The sequence below is a fragment of the Mesorhizobium sp. ORM8.1 genome (genome assembly GCF_053005525.2).
The window spans coordinates 7,005,949-7,027,522 of record NZ_CM132600.1 but is presented as its reverse complement, the minus strand read 5'-3'; the positions used below and the strand labels follow the sequence as shown (position 1 = coordinate 7,027,522).

The window sequence follows — 21,574 nt, the reverse complement described above, 5'->3', positions numbered from 1 at the left end:
GGTTGCGCCGCAACATTAGTGAACCGCACGACGCTTTGGAACTGCGAAGTTTTTAAAAGAGCGCGGCTATGCGGCTGCGTCCAAAGGCACGATCTTCTCGAGCTCCGCTGCAATTTTCCGTGCCTCGGTCTCAAGTTCATAGGCCTTTTGGAAATTCATCCAGAACTCGGCGGTGGTGTTGAAGAACCTGGCGAGGCGAAGAGCTGTGTCCGGAGTGAGGCCAACCTCTTCCTTTACGATACGCTCAATCCGGGTGCGCGGAAGATTGAGTTTCTTCGCAACCGCCCCGGCGCTCATGTTCAGCGGGACGAGATATTCCTCCCGCAGGAACTCCCCGGGGTGGATCGGGCGCGCGAACTTGGGCATGGCTCAGTATCCTCAAAGGGGTCAGGGCAAGTGCTCTTCCTTACGACATGTATCATGCTATGATACAAGGCCAGCTGCAAGACCAGGGCTCTCCGCGTTCCAAACGGAAGCTGCTTGCGCTTGGAATTAGCCGAAACATCCTTCCCTTCGTCATCCACGGGCGGAGCAGGAGCGTAGCTCCTGCGCAGACCCGAGGATCCATTCCGTGACGCCAGCCGAAAAATGCAACCCATCAGAATGGTCGTTCGATCATCCATCCCTTATCCTTCGTGCATGACGGGCTATGTCTATATGACTGCGAGCAAGAAGCGCGGCACCATCTACATTGGCGTCACAAACGATCTCGCCCGTCGGATGCCGGATCACAGGTCCAGCGGAGGCTCGCGCTTTACCGGACGCTACGGCGTGCAACGCCTGGTCTGGTACGAAAAGTATTTCGACATCCGCGATGCCATCCAGCGCGAGAAGTCGCTGAAACGCTGGCCGCGCAAATGGAAGATCGAACTTGATCGAGAAGACGAATCCGGAGTGGTTCGAGCTTTTTCGGGGACCGGCTGGTAGCGCCTAATTCTGCACTGCTTTGACCTGCCCAAACGTCACGGAATGGATCCTCGGGTCTGCGCAGGAGCTTTGCTCCTGCTCCGCCCGTGGATGACGAAAGAAGGGCCATCGGCAGCTGAACTTCGAGTTACAGTGCGCGAGGCAAGCAGTGACCCGCTACTCCACCGTCACAGACTTCGCCAGATTGCGCGGCTGGTCGACGTCGGTGCCCATGAACACGGCGGTGAAATAGGCCAGCATCTGGATCGGCAGCGCGTAGATGATGGGCGAAATGATCTCCGGCACTTCGGGGAGGATGATCGTTTCCATCGTCTTGACGCTGGCCTGGGCCGCGCCCTTGGCGTCGGTGATCAGGATGATCTTGCCGCCGCGCGCCGCCACTTCCTGCATGTTCGACACGGTCTTTTCGAAGATGCGGTCATGCGGCGCGATGACGATCACCGGCATGTTCTCGTCGATCAGCGCGATCGGCCCGTGCTTCAGCTCGCCCGCGGCATAGCCCTCGGCGTGGATATAGGAGATTTCCTTGAGCTTCAGCGCCCCTTCCATCGCCAGCGGGAAGTTGGTGTCGCGGCCGAGATAGAGCACGTCCTTGTAGCGCGACAGCTCGCGCGCGATGCGCTCGATCTGCTCGTCGAGCTTCAGCACCTGGGTGGCGAAGCGCGGCGCTTCGGAAAGCTCGCGCACCAGCTGCTTTTCCTGCTCGCGCGAGAGCGCGCCGCGCGCGACGCCCGCCCGCACCGCAAGTGCCGCCAGCACCGACAGCTGGCACGTAAAAGCCTTGGTCGAGGCGACGCCGATCTCAGGCCCGGCCAGCGTCGGCAGCACGACGTCGGATTCGCGCGCCATGGTCGATTCACGCACATTGACGACGGCGCCGATCTTCATGCCGGCCTTGCGGCAATAACGCAGCGAGGCCAGCGTATCGGCGGTCTCGCCCGACTGCGAGATGAAGAAGGCGGCGTCATTGGCCGACAGCGGCATCTCGCGGTAGCGGAATTCCGAGGCGACATCGATGTCGACGGGCAGCCGCGCATAGCGCTCGAACCAGTATTTTGAGATCAGCCCGGCGAGATAGGCCGTGCCGCAGGCCGAGAGCGCCAACCGGCCGATCTTGGCGAAGTCGAAGGGCAGATCGAGCGGCTTCGACGCGCCCGAGACGAAATCGACATAATGCGCCAGCGTGTGCGAGATCACTTCGGGCTGTTCATGGATTTCCTTTTCCATGAAATGCCGGCGGTTGCCCTTGTCGACCATGAAGCTTGTCGACAGCGACTGCTGGCGCTTGCGGGCGACCTTGTTGCCGTCGATGTCGTAGATCGTCACGCTGTTGCGGCGCACCACAGCCCAGTCGCCGTCTTCGAGATAGGTGATCGAGTTGGTGAAAGGCGCCAGCGCGATCGCGTCGGAACCCAGGAACATCTCGCCTTCGCCATGTCCAACCGCCAGCGGCGGACCGTTGCGGGCGCCGACGATCAGGTCCTCGTCGCCCTGGAACATGATCGCCAGCGCGAACGCGCCCGACAGGCGCTTCAGCGCCGCATGCGCGGCCTCGACCGGCTTCAGCCCCTTGGCGAGCTCGCGCGCCACCAGATGCGCCACGACCTCGGTGTCGGTCTGCGACGAGAAAGAATAGCCATCGCGGGTGAGCTCATCGCGCAACTCGGCGAAATTCTCGATGATGCCGTTGTGGACGATGGCGACGCCGTTGGAAAAATGCGGATGCGCGTTGGTCTCGTTCGGTACGCCATGCGTCGCCCAGCGCGTATGGCCGATGCCGATCGTGCCGTCGAGCGGCTCTTCCTTCAGCCGGCGTTCGAGATTGATCAGCTTGCCTTCGGCGCGGCGGCGGCCAAGCTCGCCCTTCTCGACGGTGGCGACGCCGGCCGAGTCGTAGCCGCGGTATTCAAGCCGCTTCAGCGCATCGACGATGAGCGGCGCGACTTGGCTTTGGCCGACGATTCCAACGATACCGCACATGCAGACAGCCCCCGATTGCCCATGGAAAACCCGGCGTTATCTAGGGATTGCCGGCCTGCCGCGAAAGTCACTTTGCGTTTCGTTCCGTGTCAGCTGGAACGGTTTTAACACATGCAATATGCCAAGCCGCTCTTGTAATCCAGTTACGTGAACCGCTCGGCTTTTCAGGGCCTCGGTTCTGACTCGTTTATATTTGCTCGAGCTGCTTTCCGCGAACAAGATTATTCCGCGGCTTTCTTCCTTGCCGCCGCGGCCGAGGCAAAGCGCTCGCGCAATTCCTTGCCCTTGCCTGGGATCGTCTTCTGGCGGGCGCGGCCGAAGGCCAGCGCGTCGTCCGGCACGCTTTCGGTGATCACGCTGCCCGAGGCGATGTAGCCGCCCTTGCCGATGGTGACGGGCGCCACCAGTGAGGAGTTCGAGCCGACAAAGGCGCCCTCGCCGATGTCGGTGAAGAATTTCGAATAGCCGTCATAGTTGCAGGTAATGGTGCCGGCGCCGATATTGGCCCCGGCCCCGACGCGCGCGTCGCCGATATAGGTCAGGTGGTTGACCTTGGCGCCTTCCTCGATCGTCGCCTGCTTAACCTCGCAGAAATTGCCGACCTTGGCCTTCTGCTTGAGATCCGCGCCCGGTCGCAGCCGCGCGAACGGCCCGACATCGCAGTTCGCGGCAATCGTCGCGCCCTCGATATGGCTGAAGGCATGGATCTTGGCGCCCGAGGCGATCTTCACGCCCGGCCCGAACCAGACATTCGGCTCGACGATCGTATCGGCGCCGATCTCGGTGTCATACGAAAAATAGACGGTTTCGGGCGCGATCAGCGTCACGCCGGCAAGCATGGCCTCGCGCCGCCGGCGGCCTTGCCAGATGGCTTCCGCCTCGGCGAGCTCGGCCCGGTTGTTGATGCCGAGCGCGCTTTCGAAGCTCGCCTCGGTCGCCACCACATCGAGCCCTTCCGCGCCGGCGATCTCGACGATGTCGGTGAGATAGTATTCGCCCTTGGCGTTCTTGTTGCCGACCTTGTCGAGCAGCCGCAGCGCATGCTTGCCCGCCACCGCCATCATCCCGGCATTGCAGAAGCCGATCTTTTTCTCCGCATCGGAGCAATCCTTCTCCTCGCGGATGGCGATGAGCTTGCCGCCCTTTTCGATCAGCCGGCCATAGCCGTTGGGGCTCGGCGGACGAAAGCCGATGACCGCGACGGCGGCACCCTCGGCGAGCTTCTGCCGCGCCGCCGCCAGCGCGCCGGCATCGATCAGCGGCGTGTCGCCGAACATGACGAGAACATCGTCGTAACCCTTGAAATCGCTTCGCGCGCGGCAAGTACCGCGTGCCCGGTCCCGAGCCGCTTCTCCTGCACGAACATCTCGACTTTGGGCGCGAATTTCTGCGCCGCCTTGCGCATCTCCTCCGCGCCATGGCCGATCACCAGCGCCACCCCCGTCGCGCCCGCCGCCTCGGCCGCCTTCACCACATGCGCCACCATCGGCAGGCCGGCAATGGCATGCAGCACCTTCGGCATCGCGCTTTTCATGCGCGTTCCCTCGCCGGCGGCAAGGATGACGGACAGGCAGGATCTATGGCTCATGGAGGGTCAACCGTATGGGAAGGGTTCGGATTCGCAGCATATCTAGCATCGGTGCCATACTGTACCAATGCGTTTAAATTCCGGTGGGAAGCAGAGCAGCTGACTTTCAATCAGAGCGCCCCAGACCTGATCGAGCCAAGATCAATCAAGCACGGGAGGAAGAAATGAACCCTTGGCCGCAAATACCTGATGATGTGGTAGCGTGGTTTCGCGGTGTATTTGCTAACGCCAACAAGCAGGTGTGCGAGCGGCTGGTCAACCTTCCTAACGTGCGCGAGACTTCACTGGATGACGGCCTAATAGAGGCTCTAATTCCGGATAGCGCACCGACCTTGCTGCCTTCCGGTGCAATCGTGCGTATGGATACACACAATATCGGCGGACTGCGTCGTCTTGGCGGTCCTGGGGAGGAATGGGACCGCCCATTCCGGCGCAGATGGGAGACGGCAGACATTGCCGTCCTCGTGTTCGTCTATCGCGGGGACAAGTTGATGGCAAAGAAGATTGGCCTTTTGCAATCAAAGCGCCTCTATCCAGACAACAATGATGTCGACGACGAAGACGAGATTGCGTTTCTGCAAGGCATGAACGCCTTCTTAGGTCGTAATGGTCCGCAAGCAGCGGACGTACTGAACCGGGATTTTGAATTCAATGACACATGCATTTATGGTGCGATCGGTGCTGGGAATCGGCAGATTCAACTCATCGACGACCTGAATCGAGATTTTGGCAAGGTAGTCTACTACCTGCTCTACAATCCTCACCAAATGCCATGTTCGGTCAGCTATCCCCTGAGCGAGCGTATTCGCGTGAACAAGCCAACGATTGGTTGCCGCGTAGTCGATACCGACCACGTGCACAGGGTGCTACGAGAATTCGCCGAAGGGGTATCACCAACTTACGCAGCACTTAAGCTGGCGACAAAAGGCAGCGATTGGCCGTTAGAGACTTGGGCCGCGGATATGCTGCTCACATGCAAGGTAGGTGAGCAGTTCGATGACGATCGAGACGACAGGGTAAGTTATTTTCTTCGGCGTAGATCAGGTCCAATCGGCGCGGCTTTGGCAGCATCGATTACGCTACCAGAATCTGGATGATCGAATCGGTGTTAATACCAATCCAAGCTTGACTTTGGTTACCCCAACCGCCCGAGCACGGGGAAAGTCTCCAGCAGCCAATACGACACGCTCTGCACGCCGCCGGTCAGGAAGAACACGCCGGCGACCACCAGCAGCGCGCCGATCGCCTTTTCGACGCGGCCGAGATGGACGCGGAACCTGCCGAGGAAGCGCATGAAGGCGCCCGAAAACAGCGCCGCGATCAGGAACGGAATGCCAAGCCCGAGCGAATAGGCTGCAAGCAGCAATGCACCCTCGCCGACCGTCTCGCGACCCCCGGCCAAAGTCAGGATCGGCCCCAGCACCGGGCCGATGCAGGGCGTCCAGCCGAAGGCGAAGGCCAGTCCCATGACATAGGCGGCGATCATGCTTGCCGGCTTGCCCTGCGACTGGAAGCGCGCCTCGCGCGACAGCAGCGGAATGCGCAATATGCCGAGGAAATTCAGGCCCATCAGGATGATCAGCACGCCGGCGGCCATCGCCAGCGGCTCCTGCCAGACGCGCAGCAGGCGGCCGATGGTCGAGGCGCCGGCGCCGAGCGCAACGAAGACGGTGGAGAAGCCGAGCACGAAAGCCAGAGACGCATAGAGCAGCGCGCCGCGCGCGCCTTGCTTTGCCGTCACACTTTCATTGCCGCGGAAATCGTCGACCGAAACGCCGGCCATGTAGCAGAGATAAGGCGGCACCAGCGGCAACACGCAGGGCGACAGGAACGAAATGGCCCCGGCCCCGACCGCGCTGACATAGCCAATGTCCAATGCCATTCCAGAACTCCAAATCCGCTGCGCCGATATAGCGACGCAAAACCATGTTCGCCAATCACCATCGTGTGGCATTTGGCTACAGGTACGGCCCGTCCAGGCGAATTGTTACGGGCGGCGGCATCGTCAGTTGACCAGGCGGGAAGAAGCTCCCCTCGCCGAGCGTTCTCAGAGCGAAGCCGCGATTTCTGCGCGCTTCACCCAGGGAGGTTCTCATGAAAACGATCACTGTCGGGCTCGCGGCACTTCTGTTCAGTTCCGCCGCATCCTTCGCCGCCGAGGCCTGGAAGGAAGCCGAAGTCGGTGGCGCCAAGATCTATACCGACGCCAAGGGCATGACGCTTTACACCTTCGACAAGGACGAAAAGGGCAAATCCAACTGCTACGACAAATGCGCTGCCAACTGGCCGCCGCTGAAGGCCGAGGCCGGCTCCAAGGCCGACCACGAATGGAGCGTCGTCGACCGCACCGACGGCACCAAGATGTGGGCCTATGACGGCAAGCCGGTCTACACCTTCATCAAGGACAAGAAGGCCGGCGACATGACCGGCGAAGGCGTCGCTGGCGCCTGGCACGTCGTCAAGGCCGACTGAGACCTGCCCTCGCCTCCGCCATACAGGAGCGTGGCTGCCGGGTCCTTCGATCTGGCAGCCACGGTCTTTACCGGACTCAAAGCCAGCAGTGTTTGCGATCTGACACGGCCGGGCGACCAGGTTGCCCGCCGCCCCCGGGACCGGACCCGCTTCCCCAAAAATGTGATGTTTGCCATACACTCTTAGAGTGTATTGCCGCCAAGGGCTCGGCAATTTGGCTGCTTCCCCTTGACCGATCGCAAAAGCGCGGCCATGTGAGCGACGAAAAGAGTGGGATTTCGTCGTGTCGCGGAGTTCTTCCGCCGCCTCCAATGATTAAGAGACCTCATGGACGTCGTCGTCGTCGAATCGCCGGCCAAGGCGAAGACAATCAACAAATATCTTGGCAAGAACTATAAGGTCCTGGCCTCGTTCGGCCATGTCCGCGATTTGCCGGCCAAGGATGGCTCGGTGCGTCCGGACGAGGACTTCGCCATGTCCTGGTCGGTCGACACCGCGTCCGGCAAGCGTCTCGCCGACATCGCCAAGGCGGTCAAGGACGCCGACGGCCTGATCCTCGCCACCGACCCGGATCGCGAAGGCGAAGCGATTTCCTGGCATGTGCTCGAAGTCTTGAAGCAGAAGCGCGCGCTTAAGGACAAGCCAGTCAGCCGCGTCGTCTTCAACGCCATCACCAAGGCCTCGGTGCTGGAAGCGATGGCCAATCCGCGCCAGATCGACGCGCCGCTTGTCGATGCCTATCTCGCCCGCCGCGCGCTCGACTACCTCGTCGGCTTCACGCTGTCGCCGGTGCTGTGGCGCAAGCTGCCGGGCGCCCGTTCGGCCGGCCGCGTGCAGTCGGTGGCGCTGCGCCTTGTCAGCGACCGCGAATCCGAGATCGAGCGCTTCATCCGTGAGGAATACTGGCAGATCGCCGCCATCCTCAACACGCCGCGTAGCGACAGCTTTGAAGCACGGCTGACCGCCTTTGCCGGCAAGAAGCTGCAGAAGCTCGATATCGGCAACAAGGCGCAGGCCGACGACATCAAGGCGATGCTGGAAGGCGCCGTCTTCAAGGCGCTTTCGGTCGAGGCCAAGCCGACCAAGCGCAATCCCGGTCCGCCCTTCACCACCTCGACGCTGCAGCAGGCCGCCTCGTCCGGGCTCGGCTTCTCGGCCACCCGCACCATGCAGGTGGCGCAAAAGCTCTATGAAGGCATGGATGTCGGCGGCGAAACCGCTGGTCTGATCACCTATATGCGAACCGACGGCGTGCAGATGGCGCCCGAGGCCATCGAGGCCGCGCGCAGCACCATCGTCAGCGAGTTCGGCGCGAAATATCTGCCCGAAAAGCCGCGCCAGTATACGGCCAAGGCCAAGAATGCCCAGGAAGCGCACGAAGCGATCCGCCCGACCGATTTCGCGCGCACGCCGCAATCGGTCAGGCAGTATCTCGACGCCGACCAGGCGCGCCTCTACGAGCTAATCTGGAAGCGCGCCATCGCCAGCCAGATGCAGCCGGCCGAGATCGAGCGCACCACGGTCGAGATCGAGGCGGTCAACGGCGCCCGCACCGCCGAGCTGCGCGCCATCGGCTCGGTCGTTCGCTTCGACGGCTTCATCGCCGCCTACACCGACCAGAAGGACGACGACGCGGAGGACGAGGAAAACCGCCGCCTGCCCGAGATCCGTTCCGGCGAGCAGCTTGCCCGCCAGGCAATCAACGCCACGCAGCACAGCACCGAACCGCCGCCGCGCTATTCCGAAGCTTCGCTGATCAAGAAGCTGGAAGAGCTCGGTATCGGCCGGCCGTCGACCTACACGGCGATCCTGAAGACATTGGAAGACCGCGATTACGTCACCATCGACAAGCGCCGGCTGGTGCCGCAAGCCAAGGGCCGGCTGCTCTCGGCCTTCCTCGAAAGCTTCTTCGAGCGCTACGTCGAATATGATTTCACCGCTTCGCTCGAGGAAAAGCTCGACGAGATTTCCGACGGCAAGCTCGCCTGGAAGGACGTGCTGCGCGACTTCTGGAAGGATTTTTCCGGCGCCGTCGACGACATCAAGGAGCTGCGCGTCACCGACGTGCTCGACGCGCTCAACGAGGAACTGGCGCCGCTGGTATTTCCCGCGCGCGAGGATGGCTCGAACCCGCGCATCTGCCCGAAATGCGGCACTGGCAATCTGTCGCTGAAGCTCGGCAAGTTCGGCGCCTTCGTCGGCTGCTCCAACTATCCGGAATGCTCCTTCACCCGCCAGCTCGGCGACGCCGCCAACCCCAATGGCGAGAATGGCGGCGGCGACGATGGCACCAAGGTGCTCGGCAAGGACCCCTACACGGCCGAGGAAATCACGCTGCGCTCCGGCCGTTTCGGACCTTACATACAGCGCGGCGACGGCAAGGAAGCCAAGCGCTCCAGCCTGCCCAAGGGCTGGACGCCGGAGTCGATCGACCACGAGAAGGCGCTGGCGCTGCTGTCGCTGCCGCGCGATATCGGCAAGCACCCCGAATCCGGCAAGATGATCTCCGCCGGTCTCGGGCGTTATGGTCCGTTCGTGCTGCATGACGGCACCTACGCCAATGTCGACAGCATCGAGGACGTGTTCTCGATCGGCTTGAACCGCGCCGTCACGGTGATCGCCGAGAAGCAGCAGAAGGGCAAGGGCGGCCGCAACGGCGCCACGCCGGCGGCGCTGAAGGAGCTTGGCGACCATCCCGATGGCGGCGGCAAGATCATCGTGCGCGACGGCAAATACGGCCCGTATGTCAATTACGGCAAGGTCAATGCGACGCTGCCCAAGGGCAAGGATCCGCAATCGGTGACGATGGAAGAGGCACTCGCCCTGATCGCCGAGAAGGAAGCCAAGGGCGGGAGCGGCAAGAAGCCCTTCCGCAAGGCAGCTAAAAAGGGATAGCAGAGTGGCGCGCAGGATCTCCGGAAGAACCCACGGCGATCCGCGCAACGCCGACACGAGGGCCAAGGTGGTCAAGCACGACTACCGGCCCTCGCGCGAAGAAATCCTGCGCTACATCGCCGAAAACCCCGACCGCTCCGGCAAGCGTGAGATCGCCAAGGCCTTCGCGCTGCGCGGCGAGGACCGCGTCTGGCTGAAGGATCTGTTGCGCGATCTGCAGGACGAAGGCTTGCTGACCAAGGAGCGCAAGCGGCTCGCCCGCGCCGGCGCCGTACCGCATGTCGCCGTGCTCGACATTTTCGGCCGCGACGCCGACGGCGTGCTGCTGGCGCATCCGACCGAGAACAAAGGCACCGGCGCGCCGCCGGTCGTTGCCATCCGCATCTCGCGTGGCGCCAGCGGCCCCGTGCCCGGCATCGGCGACCGCGTGCTTGCCAAAACGTTCCCGGCCGATGACCCGGCAGGCCCGGCCTATACCGGTCGGGTGATGAAGATCTTCGAGAAGCGGACCGATACCGTGCTCGGCGTCTTCCGCGTGCTCAAGGACGGTACCTTCCGCATCGAACCTGTCGAGCGGCGCCAGCCCGAACTCATCGTCGACAAGGAATTCCAGAACGGCGCCAAGAACGGCGACCTGGTCGAGGTCGAGCCGGCGCGGGCTTCGCGCTACGGCCTGCCGCGCGCCAAGGTGCTTGCCGTCCTGGGCTCGCTGACCAGCGAAAAGGCGGTCTCGATGATCGCCATCCATGCGCATGACATCCCGCATATCTTCCCAGCGGATGTCATCGCCGAGGCCGATGCGGTCAAGCCGGCGACGATGCAGCATCGCGAGGACTGGCGTGACCTGCCGCTGGTCACCATCGATCCGGCCGACGCCAAGGATCATGACGACGCCGTCTTTGCCACACCCGACACCGATGAGAAGAACCCCGGCGGCGTCATCGCCACGGTGGCGATCGCCGATGTCGCGGCCTATATCCGTTATGGCACCCCGCTCGACCGTGAAGCGCTGAAGCGCGGCAATTCGGTCTACTTCCCCGATCGGGTCGTGCCGATGCTGCCCGAACGCATCTCCAACGATCTCTGCTCGCTGCGCGAAGGCGAGGACCGGCCGGCGATTGCCGTGCGCATGACCTTCTCCTCGGAAGGCCGCAAGCTGCGCCATTCCTTCCATCGCGTCATGATGAAGTCGAAAGCCAAGCTCGCCTATCCGCAGGCGCAGGCCGCGATCGATGGCGCGCCGGACGACAAGACCAGGCCGATCCTCCACAGTGTGCTGAAGCCGCTTTGGGATGCCTATGCGGTGCTGAAGCGCGGCCGCGATGCCCGCCAGCCGCTGGAGCTCGACCTGCCGGAGCGTAAGATTCTGCTCAAACCCGACGGCACGGTCGACCGCGTCATCGTGCCCGAGCGCCTCGATGCGCATAAGCTCATCGAAGAATTCATGATCCAGGCCAATGTCGCGGCCGCCGAGACATTGGAGGCCAAGAAGGAACCGCTGGTCTATCGCGTCCACGACGCGCCTTCGCTGGCCAAGCAGGAATCACTGCGCGAATTCCTGCAGACCCTCAGCCTGTCATTGGCGCGTGGCGCGCAGATGCGGCCGAACCAGTTCAACGGTATCCTCGAGCGCGTGCGCGGCGCCGACAACGAAGCGCTGGTCAACGAAGTGGTGCTGCGCTCGCAGAGCCAGGCCGAATATTCGCCTGGCAATATCGGCCATTTCGGACTCAACCTGAAACGCTACGCGCATTTCACCTCGCCGATCCGCCGCTATGCCGACCTGATCGTGCATCGCGGCCTGGTTGCGGCGCTCGGCTTCGGCTCCGGCGGCCTGACCCAGCAGGAGGCCGACCGGCTGGAGGAGATATCCGTTTTGATCTCGGCGACGGAACGCCGCGCCATGGCGGCCGAACGCGACACGGTCGACCGATTGGTCGCCGCCTATCTCGCCGAGCGCGTCAACGACACGTTCGATGCACGTATTTCCGGTGTCACCAAGGCTGGACTCTTTGTCCAATTGCCGCAGTTCGGCGCGGATGGTTTCATCCCGGTGTCAACTTTGGGCGCCGATTACTATATCTATGACGAAACCGCCCGATCGCTATTCGGAGAGCGCACCGGCAAGGGCTATCAGCTTGCCGATCGCGTCGAGGTCCGGCTTATCGAAGTTGCGCCAATGGCGGGCGCGATGCGTTTTGAGATGTTGACCGACCCGAAGCCGCTGCCCGGCTCGAGCCGGTCGTTCCACAAGGCCAAAGGCCGCGCCCGTGCCTCGCAATCGCGCTCGGGGTCGCGCGGCAGGAGACGGTAATGCCAGAAGAACTTAGGATGGAAGAACAGGTTTTCGGCGGTGAGAACCATTCCGGCCGCGTCGCGCGCCTGCTGTGGCCGGCAATCAAGCGCGGCATGCTTGGCCGCTGCCCGCGTTGCGGCGAAGGCAAGCTGTTTCGCGCCTTCACCAAGACGGTCGAAACCTGCAGCGTCTGCGGCGAAGAAATCCACCACCATCGCGCCGACGATCTGCCCGCTTATCTGGTGATCGTCATCGTCGGCCATGTCGTGCTCGGCGCCTTCATGGGTGTCGAGGCGGTCTACACGCTCTCGAACTGGCAGCATGCGCTGATCTGGGTGCCGCTGACCATTATCCTGTCGCTCGGCCTGCTGCAGCCTGTCAAAGGCGCCGTCATCGGACTGCAATGGGCGCTCTATATGCACGGCTTCGGTGAAGAGAAGAACGAGTTCGAGTCGCATCCGGGGAGCTGGGGCATCCACCCCGGTTTGGGGCTGGTGCAAAGGCCGGAATGCGCAAGCCACTTTCGCATTCAGGAAGTTTCCGCTAGGTCGAGCGCATGAACGGAATGACCAAGGCGGATGTCGACAAGCTCGATAAAGGCTTGGCCGTGCGCAGCGGCCGGCCACTGCGTCCGCGCGACGCCGCCACGCTTATCCTGCTCGACCGCAGGGACGGCGACGTCGTCGTGCTGATGGGCAGGCGCCATGCCGGCCATGCCTTCATGCCTGGGAAATTCGTCTTCCCCGGCGGCCGCACCGATCCCGCCGACAGCCGCATCCCGATCGCCGCTCCGCTGCATGGCGAGATCGAGGCCAAGCTCGCCGCTGGCCCCGGCCGCACGAATCCCGCCCGGGCGCGCGCCATTGCGCTCTCGGCAATCCGCGAGACCTATGAGGAAGCCGGCCTGCTCATCGGCCGCAAAGGCGCTTTGGCGACGACGAAGCGCGACTGGCAGGGCTTTGTCGAGCACGGTGTGACGCCATCGCTGGATGTGTTGCGCTTCATCGCGCGCGCCATCACCCCGCCGAATCGCGTGCGCCGCTTCGACACCCGCTTCTTTGCCGCATGGCGCAGCGACGTCGCCGTGGAACTGCCGGGCGGCGGCCCGACCAACGAGTTGGAAGAACTTGTCTGGCTGCCGCTTGCCGAGGCGCGCAAGGCTGATATTCCCGACATCACCCGCATGATTCTGGAAGAGCTGGAAAATCGGCTCGCCGACGACCCTTTGCTGCGTCCAGGGGGCGCCGTGCCGTTCTTCCGGCTTGTCCGCAACCGCTTCGCCCGCGAAGTCCTTTAGAAACAGAGCATTTATCCCATGACGGTCGATACCCAACAACAGGGCGACGAACGCGTACACTGGCTGCCGATGATCGCGGCGATCTCCTCTATCAGTGTTGTCGGCATCGCCATCGGCCTTGGCATGCCGCTGCTCAGCGTCATCCTGGAAACACGAGGTCATTCGGCTTCGATGATTGGCCTCAACACCGCTGTCGCCGGTCTCGCCTCGATCGCCGGTGCGCCGCTGGCCACGCCGCTCGCCATGCGCTTTGGCGTCGCCCGGACCATGATCGCCATGATCGCCACCGGCGCGCTGGCCTTCGTCGGCTTCCATTTCGCGCCCGATTTCTGGATGTGGTTTCCGCTGCGCATCGTGCTGCATATAGCGCTGACGGTGCTGTTCATCCTGTCCGAGTTCTGGATCAGCACGTCGGCGCCGCCGCGGCGCCGCGGCCTTGTTCTCGGCATCTACGCCACCGTTCTGTCGCTTGGTTTTGCCGCGGGCCCGTGGCTGTTCGCCCATCTCGGCAGTTCCGGCTTCAGGCCGTTCGGCGTGATCATCGCTTTGGTGACGCTGGCCGCCATACCGGTGCTTGCCGCCCGCAACGAAAGCCCGACCATCGTCGCCGACAGCGAGACCAGCCATTTCCTGCGCTATATCTGGCTGGTGCCGACCGCGACCTTCGCCGTGCTGGTGTTCGGCGCCGTCGAGACCGGCGGTTTTGCGCTGTTTCCGATCTACGGCAACCGGATCGGCTATTCCGAGGCTGACGCGGCGCTCCTGCTCACCATGATCGGCCTCGGCAACGTGCTGCTGCAGATCCCGATCGGCATGATCAGCGACCGCGTCTCCGACCGGCGCTATCTGCTCTTGGCCTGCGCCACCGTCGGGTTGATCGGAACGGCTTTCATGCCTTATTTCGCCCAGAACTGGCACCTCATGGCCGCTCTTCTGTTCGTCTGGGGCGGCGTCGTCGCGGCCATGTACACGATCGGCCTCGCCCATCTCGGCTCGCAGCTCTCCGGCCACGAACTCGCCTCCGCCAATGCCGCCTTCGTGCTTTGCTACGGCGTCGGCATGGTGCTCGGCCCGCAGGCAATCGGCATCGGCATGGACGCCTTCGGCCCTTCCGGCTTCGGCTGGTCGCTGGCGCTGTTCTTCGCCGCCTATATGATCCTGGTCAGCGTCAGGTTGGTGCGCAAGATCCTCCTGTAAGGACACCGTCGCTTCAGGTGCCGACAGCACGGCTGCCGGCTTCCATATCGACTGGATCAGGCGGCGTTTCGCCGGCGGCCGGCAATTGCTCCGCCGACCCCTGACAATGGAACGCCGCGGCCGGCGAGGCTGCTGACATCACCGTGTCAGCAGCACCTCTGCTATACCCTGGCCTCCAACTGGAGCAATTCCAGGAAAAGTGTGAGCGGTTTTCCGTCCGGAATTGCGAAAAAACAAAGAGTTAGAGCAAGGAGAATTGCCATGGTCGACAGCGGGTTCGAAACCAAATCCCTGAGGATGGAATTGCTTTTGCTCGTCAGCTTCCAGGCGCCGGCCGCCGATGTCGAGCGCATCATGCAGGCGGTGGTGGCGATCACGCCGCTGCGCATGGGCAAGTACGACAGCAACGCCTACCAGTCGGCACAAGGCATCGAGCGCTACCGGCCGCTCGAAGGCGCGGCTGCGGGCGCCGAAACGGAGTTGCGCCGGCGGCCGGGTACGGTCGAGGTGTCGTTCGAACTCCCCGACGACCAGCCGCTCGCCGCCCGTGTCGTCGAAGCGATATTCCAGGCCCATTCCTACCAGGAGCCGGTGATCCGCATCCAGCCGCTGCTGGCCAGCCGCTCCAAGGGTCTCGACGACCGCGCCAACCCCAACCGCTGGTGGAACACCACAGGCGACTGGAAAAAGGCAAATGTGCTGATCATCGAGAACGCATGACGCGGCGAAAGCCTGCCATGCCGCAATGGGTAAGGAGGCGCCTGGGCTTGACTTTCCAGGCGCGTTCTTTATGTGTCGCGCCAAGTTTCCCGCGTCCGGGTGTTTTCCCCGTGCACCAGCGGCCAAAACTCCACGAACATTAACGGACGAAAATCATGGCCAAAGCCGCAAACATCAAGATCAAGCTTCTGTCGACCGCCGACACCGGGTTCTTCTACGTGACGAGCAAGAACAGCCGCACCAAGACCGACAAGCTGTCGTTCCGCAAGTACGACCCGGTCGCCAAGAAGCACGTTGAGTTCAAGGAAACCAAGATCAAGTAATCTGGTCATTCCGAGATATCAAAGCGCCGCCCTCCGGGGCGGCGTTTTTTTGTTTGCGGACAGGCCTGCGCCAATAAAGGCGCCAAGCGCCCTACTGGGCGCAAGGTTCCGATGGCAGCTTTTTCAAAAAGGGGCCGGTCGGCGTTTGGCAGCGGTACGAGGAGGCCACTATGTGCCAGCGCCGGCCGGCCGACCCCACGGACCCAGGAGATGCGGCGGACCTGAGCATCATGGGGTATTTTTAGGATCGGGCCGGCTTAGTCTACCCTCGTGCCGGCCTCGTCTTCGGTCTATGCGCCGCAGATTTGCGCAAGAACTTAGGAAAATCAACCATTTCTTAACCACCGCTCGCGAATCGCTTCGATTAAGGTAAATTCGCAAAGCTTTCGAGGCGGGCGCGGGATCGCCGTTTGTCGTCAGGCAGCCTTGGCGACAACCCGGTTGCGGCCGCCGCTTTTTGCCTCGTAAAGCGCAAGGTCGGCCCGCTTCATAAGCGCCGCCACGGTATCGGTCCCTTTCAGCACCGAGGACACCCCGACGCTGACCGTGACCTCGATCATCTTGCCATCGTTTCCGATCGCGAACGGCGCCTGCGCGATTTCCGCGCGGATGCGCTCGGCCACCTTTTCGGCGACCGCGCCATCGGTATCCGGCATCACCACGACGAACTCCTCGCCGCCGAAGCGGCAGGCGAGATCGATACCGCGCACATTCTTGCGCAGCCGCTTGGCGAATTCGCGCAGCACGTCATCGCCGCCGTCATGGCCATGCGCATCGTTGATCGACTTGAAACGGTCGAGATCGGTGATCATCACCGACAGCGGCCGCCGCCGCGCCACGGCGCGGTCGAACAATGTCTGCAGGTGGCTGTCGAGGTAGCGGCGGTTGTGCAGGCCGGTCAGTCCGTCGATGACGGCCATCTCGATGGTTTGCGCAACACTGGCGCGCAACTGGTCGTTGTAGCGCTTGCGGCGCACCTGCGTGCGCAGCCGCGCCGTCAGTTCGTGCTGGTCGATCGGCCGAATAAGATAGTCGTTGATGCCGAGTTCCAGCCCACGCAGGATCCGGCCTTCCTCGCCTTCTTCGGCAAGCAGCATGATCGGCAGGAAACGCGTGCGATCGAGCGAACGCAGCTGCGAACAGAGCCTCAGCGCATCGAAGTTGCTGAAAGCCGTCGAGACCAGCACGCATTCATATTGTGTCTCGGCTGCCTGGAAGAAACCGGCATTCGGGTCTGTCGCGACGTCGATATCCGCGCTGTTGCGCAGCATCTTCTGGATGCGCTCCACCGAGGATTTGCGCTCGTCGATCAAGAGCACCCGTGGCCTGACATCGTCGGTCGCGAAATCGCGGCTCAGGAGCTCCTCGATGCCGATGTTGCGGGTGGTCGAGGCGCGCAGCCTGAGCTCATCGGTCAGCGACTTCAGCCTGACCAGGCTCTTCACCCGCGTCATCAGTTGCAGATCGTTGACCGGCTTGGTGAGAAAATCGTCGGCGCCGGCCTCAAGGCCGCGCACGCGATCCGAGACCTGGTCGAGCGCGGTGATCATGACCACGGGGATATGCGAGGTGGCCGGGTCGCTCTTCAGGCGCCGGCAGACCTCGAACCCGTCCATGTCGGGCATCATCACGTCGAGCAGGACGACGTCGACCTTGCCGTTCTCGCAGGTTTCGACGGCATCGAGGCCATTGTTGGCCGTCAGCACCTCGAAATACTCGGCCAACAGCCGAACCTCCAGCAGCCGCACATTGGCGGGGATATCGTCGACGACGAGGATCCGCGCGGTCATTTCAGCAGGCTCCAGTTCGGTAAGAGGTATGCATCAGGCATCGCCCAGGTAGGATTTGATCGTCTCGATAAAGCGCGGCACCGAGATCGGCTTGGAAATATAGGCTTCGCAACCACCCTGGCGAATGCGCTCCTCATCCCCCTTCATGGCGAAAGCGGTGACGGCGATGACCGGAATGGTGTGCAATTCATCGTCTTCCTTCAGCCATTTGGTGACCTCCAGGCCGGACACCTCCGGCAGCTGGATGTCCATCAGGATGAGATCAGGCCGGTGCTGGCGCGCCAGGTCGAGCGCCTCCAGGCCATTGCGCGTGCGAACCGTGTCGTAACCGCTGGCTTCGATGAGGTCCCGAAAGAGCTTCATGTTGAGCTCATTGTCCTCGACGATCATGACCTTCTTAGCCATCAACTTCCCATCCCGACCACCTTCGACGCGAAGACAATCGTCATGCGCCCTTTCCCGGACCGCATCCAACCCGTCTCCACCCTACGTCAATATGATTGACGAAACGGAAACCGGAGGGTGGAAAAGCTGTTCCATTTCCACCTTCGGACGTTGCACCAATGCATGTCGCCCAGAAGTGTTCAGCGGTTCTCGGGCAACGCATGCATCAAAACAAAGAGCTAAAGCGTGTCGCCTGAATCCGTTTCAGCGCGACGCGCTTTAGCGAGCGGAGACTTGCCGCAAGCGGCACTTGCCGTTACTGCGGAGAGAGACTCAAAAAATCCACCATCCAAAGGTAATGATGGCGAACGCAGCGTCAATGCGCGAAGAAGCGGAAACCATTGCGGTCAGGGCCTTGGGCTTCGTCGCGGCCGACCCCGAACTTCTGCCGCGCTTCCTGGCGATCACCGGCATAGAGGCGACTTCGATCCGCCAGGCGGCGGCCGAGCCGGGCTTTCTCGCCGGCGTGCTGCAATTCATCCTGGCCCACGAGCCGACGCTTTTGCGATTTGCCGAGGAAACCGGCACGCCGCCTGCAGCGGTCGGCAAAGCCTTGCGGGCGCTGCCGCTCGGCAATGACGATCATGAGCGTTCGACATGAGTGACGATCCCGAGACGGCGCGCCAGATCGAGGAGCTGGCGGCCGACGACCGTCCGCTTTTGGTGCTCGATGTCGACGATGTGGTGCTCGAATTCATCCGCCCCTTCCCGCATTTCCTGAAGTCGCGCGGCTTCGGCCTGACGCTGGCTTCTTTCCGCCTCACCGGCAATATCGCCGAAACGGCAACCGGCCGGCTGATCGAACAGCCGGAAGTGACAGCACTTCTGGGCGATTTCTTCGATGCCCAGGCCGACTGGCAGACCATCACCGAAGGTGCAGCGGAAACGCTGGCGGCGCTCGGCGGGCAGGCCGAGATCATCCTTTTGACCGCCATGCCGCACAGGCATCGCGCGGCGCGCCGGGCCCATCTCGACGCGCTCGGCCTTACCTATCCGCTGCTGACGACGGAAATGGCCAAAGGCCCGGCCATCGCCAAACTGCGTGGCGGCAAGGGACGGGCGATCGTCTTCATCGACGACCAGCCCGCCAATCTGGTGTCGGCGCGCGGGTCCGTCGCCGACGCGCACTTGTTCCACCTGATGGCCGACAACTCGCTGCGCGCCTTCCTGCCGCCGACGCCCGAAGGCGTCATCTCGGTCGATGACTGGCGGGAAGCTGCACCGAAAATCGCGGCAGCGCTTGGGCTTCAGAGCTAGAGCGGTTCGCCGTTTCACGGAACCGGCTGGCCGCTCTATGTCATCGTTTTAAAATAACTTTTAGGGCTGCAGCTTCGCTCCGGCACCGCCGCTGTCGCCATCGTTCGAGCCGTCTCCGCCGGTTGAGTCGTCGGTTCCGTTCGAGCCGTCGTCACCGTTCGAACCTTGGCCAGCGCTGTCATCCTGTCCGGCACCGCCATCTTGGCCGGCATTGTCATCCTGGACCGCATCGGGACCTTTCAGCATCGCGCCATTCACCTTGACCGAGCCGTCGGCCTTCGTATCGATCACCCATTCCAGGCGGCCGTCCGGCAGCGTCTTGCCAAAACCTTTGACAGCGAGCGCAAAAGGAAACGCCTGCGCCATCTGCTGGTCGCTCTTCGCAGCCTCTTTCAGGGCGTCAACGATCTTGTCATAGCCGGCGACGTCGACGGTCACGGTCGCATCGGGTTTCTCGCCGCCCGGGAACGTCATCTCGCCTTCCATGGCGACTTCGATATCGCCGTTCTTCACCGTCGAATGACCGAGCACGACCTTCGGCTTCTTGGCCAGGAATTCAGCAACCAGCCCATTGCCGAATTCGTCCGTCAGCGGCGGATTCTTGTTCAGATCAAAGGCCTCGATCGCCTTCTTCGCCATGCTATCGAGATCGATATCGGCGCCACCGAAATTCAGGTCGATGTCCGTCGGCAGCAGCGGAACAGTCCAGGCGGGCAGCATCTGCTGCGGGACCGTCAGGCCCGACGCTTTGATAGCGTAGTCGACCTTGCCGCTCTGGGAGACGCCGTCCATGCCGAAAGCGGTGCTGAGCTGGGTCGCGCCGAACTTGCCGACCGGGCTCTCCACCGCAAAATCCTTGAAGCGGTACGTACCGTCGATTCTTTCCCAGACTGGCAGTGCGGCAAGCAGAAGCGATTTGAATTCGGCCTGGTTCGCCTTGACCTTTTCATCGCTTTCATTGGCGACGGCGAAGGCAAGCAGGTCGAGCAGCGGCTTGGTCTTGAACCCCTTGCCCGTGGCGTCCACCGAGAGTTCCGGCGACGTTATGGAGGCCGGAAAGCTCAACCCGTTTTCGGGATCGTTGACCTTGATCGTCTCGGCAAAGCTCAAGACCTTTTGCGCCACCGTGAAATCGATGCCGCCGTTGGCAGCTTTGGTCGCCATGATTGTCGCGGTGCCGGCGCCGGCGGAGACATCCGCCTCCTGCTTGGCTTCCCGGGTCTTCATCGTCATGCCATCCATCGAGCCGGTGCCGCTGACGAAAGCCGCAAGGGCCGGATCATAGACGCCGGAGAACTTGTTGTTCGACACCGACAGGTCAATGTGCTGCGGACCCTGAGGGCCGGTGAAGTCAAGCGATCCTGCCAGGGACGTGTTCGCCGAAACGTCCCACTGCCCGTCTTTGCGCGGCTTGGTCAGCATGGAGTAAGGCGGGACGTCGAACTTGAAGGACTGATCTTTTGCTAGCAAGGCCGCGATCGGCTTGAAATCGAAGGCCAGTTTGTAGGCATCGCCATCGACCGAGACCTTCAGGAACCCGAGATCGAAGATCTGCTTGCCGAAATAGCGCGCCAGATTGTCGGAGAGCTGCTTGGCGCCCTGGCTGTCGACGGTCTGGGCGAGAGCGGGCGCGCTGAGCGCGAGCACAAAAACCAGTGGCAATACACGCTTCACGTCGGTTCTCCGTTGGTCTGGGGACATCGTGCTTGTGTTAGTGAAATAGCATCATAGCCGCAAGACGAGGACACTACGCCAAAAGACAGCCTGGCTAAAGCACCAGTCGCATCAGCGGCCGCCCGGGTTTGCGCTCCACGAGCCGTTCAAAGCCGGCCTTCTCGAACACGCGCGACGAGCCGACGAACAGGCCGATCGAGCGCGAATCGCGTGACAGGTCGATCGGGCAGGCTTCGAGCAGCCTTGCGCCATGGTCGCGCGCAAAGGCAATGCCGCCCTCGACCAGCCGATGGCTGACGCCCCTGCCCCGCGCCTTGACCCGGATGAAGAAGCAGGAAATTGCCCAGACCTTCGGGTCGTCCACATCGGCCGGGTCGACCGGCGCCGAACCCCTGCCCGGATTGTTCCACTCAGGCACGTCGGCGCGCGGACCGATCTGCATCCAGCCGACCGCCTTGCCGTCCTCGAAAGCCAGAAGCCCCGGCGGCGGACCGGCTTCGATGCGCGCCTTGATGTGATCCTTGTTGCGCTCCTTGTCGCTGGCGCGGCGCTCCGCGGGTGTGAGCCGGAAATGCGTGCACCAACAGCCATAACAGGCCCCCTGCTTGCCGAAGAGGTCTTCGAAATCGGCCCAACGCTGCGGGGTAAGCGGTGCTATGGTCGTGCTCATGCGTTCATCCCCAGGCCAAGCTTGTTGCCGGCGCTGCGCCGTCG

The 21,574-nt window shown here is 62.6% G+C and carries 17 protein-coding genes and 3 pseudogenes; 12 read left to right on the top strand and 8 right to left on the bottom strand.

Translation table 11 applies throughout. From position 1 onward, the window contains the following. Positions 1–66: 66 nt before the first annotated feature. A complete protein-coding gene (locus ACVDG8_RS34990) occupies positions 67–366 on the bottom strand; it encodes a HigA family addiction module antitoxin (RefSeq protein WP_447252551.1) in 300 nt (99 codons plus the stop codon). Between the two features lie 273 nt (positions 367–639). Between ACVDG8_RS34990 and ACVDG8_RS34985 the strand changes: the two are divergent. Continuing rightward, a pseudogene (locus ACVDG8_RS34985) lies at positions 640–934 on the top strand (GIY-YIG nuclease family protein). A gap of 149 nt (positions 935–1,083) precedes the next feature. On the opposite strand, the gene glmS reads toward ACVDG8_RS34985, so the two are convergent. Beyond that, a complete protein-coding gene (gene glmS / locus ACVDG8_RS34980; RefSeq protein WP_447252550.1) occupies positions 1,084–2,907 on the bottom strand; it encodes a glutamine--fructose-6-phosphate transaminase (isomerizing) in 1,824 nt (607 codons plus the stop codon). Between the two features lie 221 nt (positions 2,908–3,128). After that, positions 3,129–4,495: pseudogene (gene glmU / locus ACVDG8_RS34975) on the bottom strand (bifunctional UDP-N-acetylglucosamine diphosphorylase/glucosamine-1-phosphate N-acetyltransferase GlmU). 164 nt (positions 4,496–4,659) lie between these two features. Between glmU and ACVDG8_RS34970 the strand changes: the two are divergent. Then, complete coding sequence (locus ACVDG8_RS34970) at positions 4,660–5,592, top strand: hypothetical protein (RefSeq protein WP_447252548.1); 933 nt, start codon at positions 4,660–4,662, stop codon at positions 5,590–5,592. 38 nt (positions 5,593–5,630) lie between these two features. Here ACVDG8_RS34970 and ACVDG8_RS34965 read toward each other — a convergent pair whose 3' ends face one another. Continuing rightward, positions 5,631–6,377 carry a cytochrome c biogenesis CcdA family protein gene (locus tag ACVDG8_RS34965; protein ID WP_447252547.1) on the bottom strand — a complete coding sequence of 249 codons (747 nt, stop codon included), beginning with the start codon at positions 6,375–6,377 and terminating at the stop codon, positions 5,631–5,633. A gap of 212 nt (positions 6,378–6,589) precedes the next feature. Here ACVDG8_RS34965 and ACVDG8_RS34960 point away from each other — a divergent pair, with 212 nt between their 5' ends. The 8 genes and pseudogenes from ACVDG8_RS34960 to rpmG all read left to right on the top strand — a co-directional run bounded on the left by ACVDG8_RS34960 (position 6,590) and on the right by rpmG (position 15,695). Beyond that, positions 6,590–6,967, top strand: coding sequence for a COG4315 family predicted lipoprotein (locus ACVDG8_RS34960; RefSeq protein WP_447252546.1), 378 nt, complete (start codon positions 6,590–6,592; stop codon positions 6,965–6,967). Between the two features lie 327 nt (positions 6,968–7,294). After that, on the top strand, positions 7,295–9,862 hold the full coding sequence (gene topA / locus ACVDG8_RS34955) for a type I DNA topoisomerase (RefSeq protein ID WP_447252545.1): 2,568 nt from the start codon (positions 7,295–7,297) through the stop codon (positions 9,860–9,862). Positions 9,863–9,866: 4 nt separating this feature from the next. Next, the gene (gene rnr, locus ACVDG8_RS34950; protein WP_447252544.1) at positions 9,867–12,176 is read left to right on the top strand and encodes a ribonuclease R; all 2,310 of its coding nucleotides are present in this window, start codon (positions 9,867–9,869) and stop codon (positions 12,174–12,176) included. Continuing rightward, positions 12,176–12,625: pseudogene (locus ACVDG8_RS34945) on the top strand (DUF983 domain-containing protein); the annotation flags it as partial. The gene rnr and the pseudogene ACVDG8_RS34945, both read left to right, overlap by 1 nt. An 89-nt stretch (positions 12,626–12,714) precedes the next feature. Beyond that, positions 12,715–13,455, top strand: coding sequence for an NUDIX hydrolase (locus ACVDG8_RS34940; protein ID WP_447252542.1), 741 nt, complete (start codon positions 12,715–12,717; stop codon positions 13,453–13,455). Between the two features lie 18 nt (positions 13,456–13,473). Beyond that, complete coding sequence (locus ACVDG8_RS34935) at positions 13,474–14,652, top strand: MFS transporter (protein ID WP_447252541.1); 1,179 nt, start codon at positions 13,474–13,476, stop codon at positions 14,650–14,652. Between the two features lie 261 nt (positions 14,653–14,913). Next, positions 14,914–15,372, top strand: coding sequence for a hypothetical protein (locus ACVDG8_RS34930; protein WP_447252540.1), 459 nt, complete (start codon positions 14,914–14,916; stop codon positions 15,370–15,372). 155 nt (positions 15,373–15,527) lie between these two features. Beyond that, the gene (rpmG, locus tag ACVDG8_RS34925) at positions 15,528–15,695 is read left to right on the top strand and encodes a 50S ribosomal protein L33 (RefSeq protein WP_006201775.1); all 168 of its coding nucleotides are present in this window, start codon (positions 15,528–15,530) and stop codon (positions 15,693–15,695) included. Between the two features lie 416 nt (positions 15,696–16,111). Here rpmG and ACVDG8_RS34920 read toward each other — a convergent pair whose 3' ends face one another. Both ACVDG8_RS34920 and ACVDG8_RS34915 read right to left on the bottom strand, forming a co-directional pair. Next, on the bottom strand, positions 16,112–17,485 hold the full coding sequence (locus ACVDG8_RS34920) for a PleD family two-component system response regulator (RefSeq protein WP_447252539.1): 1,374 nt from the start codon (positions 17,483–17,485) through the stop codon (positions 16,112–16,114). A gap of 33 nt (positions 17,486–17,518) precedes the next feature. Then, positions 17,519–17,890: a response regulator gene (locus ACVDG8_RS34915; RefSeq protein WP_140815658.1), complete on the bottom strand. Its 372-nt coding sequence runs from the start codon at positions 17,888–17,890 to the stop codon at positions 17,519–17,521. 340 nt (positions 17,891–18,230) lie between these two features. On the opposite strand from ACVDG8_RS34915, the gene ACVDG8_RS34910 reads away from it, so the two are divergent. Together ACVDG8_RS34910 and ACVDG8_RS34905 are read left to right on the top strand one after the other, a co-directional pair. Further along, a complete protein-coding gene (locus ACVDG8_RS34910; RefSeq protein WP_447257175.1) occupies positions 18,231–18,530 on the top strand; it encodes a DUF3572 domain-containing protein in 300 nt (99 codons plus the stop codon). Next, positions 18,527–19,186 carry a hypothetical protein gene (locus ACVDG8_RS34905; RefSeq protein WP_447252538.1) on the top strand — a complete coding sequence of 220 codons (660 nt, stop codon included), beginning with the start codon at positions 18,527–18,529 and terminating at the stop codon, positions 19,184–19,186. Before ACVDG8_RS34910 ends, ACVDG8_RS34905 begins: the two co-directional genes overlap by 4 nt. A 60-nt stretch (positions 19,187–19,246) precedes the next feature. On the opposite strand, the gene ACVDG8_RS34900 is transcribed toward ACVDG8_RS34905, so the two are convergent. Together ACVDG8_RS34900 and ACVDG8_RS34895 are read right to left on the bottom strand one after the other, a co-directional pair. Beyond that, entirely contained in the window at positions 19,247–20,860 is a 1,614-nt protein-coding gene (locus ACVDG8_RS34900; RefSeq protein ID WP_447252537.1) for a hypothetical protein, read from the bottom strand. A gap of 94 nt (positions 20,861–20,954) precedes the next feature. Next, a complete protein-coding gene (locus ACVDG8_RS34895) occupies positions 20,955–21,530 on the bottom strand; it encodes an N-acetyltransferase family protein (RefSeq protein ID WP_447252536.1) in 576 nt (191 codons plus the stop codon). Between the last annotated feature and the right edge of the window lie 44 nt (positions 21,531–21,574).

Excerpts from the sequence above, each read along its gene's own strand:
- ACVDG8_RS34990 (WP_447252551.1), bottom strand. The coding sequence starts at position 366 with ATGCCCAAGTTCGCGCGCCCGATCCACCCCGGGGAGTTCCTGCGGGAG.
- glmS (WP_447252550.1), bottom strand. The coding sequence starts at position 2,907 with ATGTGCGGTATCGTTGGAATCGTCGGCCAAAGCCAAGTCGCGCCGCTC.
- ACVDG8_RS34970 (WP_447252548.1), top strand. The coding sequence starts at position 4,660 with ATGAACCCTTGGCCGCAAATACCTGATGATGTGGTAGCGTGGTTTCGC.
- ACVDG8_RS34965 (WP_447252547.1), bottom strand. The coding sequence starts at position 6,377 with ATGGCATTGGACATTGGCTATGTCAGCGCGGTCGGGGCCGGGGCCATT.
- ACVDG8_RS34960 (WP_447252546.1), top strand. The coding sequence starts at position 6,590 with ATGAAAACGATCACTGTCGGGCTCGCGGCACTTCTGTTCAGTTCCGCC.
- topA (WP_447252545.1), top strand. The coding sequence starts at position 7,295 with ATGGACGTCGTCGTCGTCGAATCGCCGGCCAAGGCGAAGACAATCAAC.
- ACVDG8_RS34940 (WP_447252542.1), top strand. The coding sequence starts at position 12,715 with ATGAACGGAATGACCAAGGCGGATGTCGACAAGCTCGATAAAGGCTTG.
- ACVDG8_RS34935 (WP_447252541.1), top strand. The coding sequence starts at position 13,474 with ATGACGGTCGATACCCAACAACAGGGCGACGAACGCGTACACTGGCTG.
- ACVDG8_RS34930 (WP_447252540.1), top strand. The coding sequence starts at position 14,914 with ATGGTCGACAGCGGGTTCGAAACCAAATCCCTGAGGATGGAATTGCTT.
- rpmG (WP_006201775.1), top strand. The coding sequence starts at position 15,528 with ATGGCCAAAGCCGCAAACATCAAGATCAAGCTTCTGTCGACCGCCGAC.
- ACVDG8_RS34920 (WP_447252539.1), bottom strand. The coding sequence starts at position 17,485 with ATGACCGCGCGGATCCTCGTCGTCGACGATATCCCCGCCAATGTGCGG.
- ACVDG8_RS34915 (WP_140815658.1), bottom strand. The coding sequence starts at position 17,890 with ATGGCTAAGAAGGTCATGATCGTCGAGGACAATGAGCTCAACATGAAG.
- ACVDG8_RS34910 (WP_447257175.1), top strand. The coding sequence starts at position 18,231 with ATGGCGAACGCAGCGTCAATGCGCGAAGAAGCGGAAACCATTGCGGTC.
- ACVDG8_RS34905 (WP_447252538.1), top strand. The coding sequence starts at position 18,527 with ATGAGTGACGATCCCGAGACGGCGCGCCAGATCGAGGAGCTGGCGGCC.
- ACVDG8_RS34895 (WP_447252536.1), bottom strand. The coding sequence starts at position 21,530 with ATGAGCACGACCATAGCACCGCTTACCCCGCAGCGTTGGGCCGATTTC.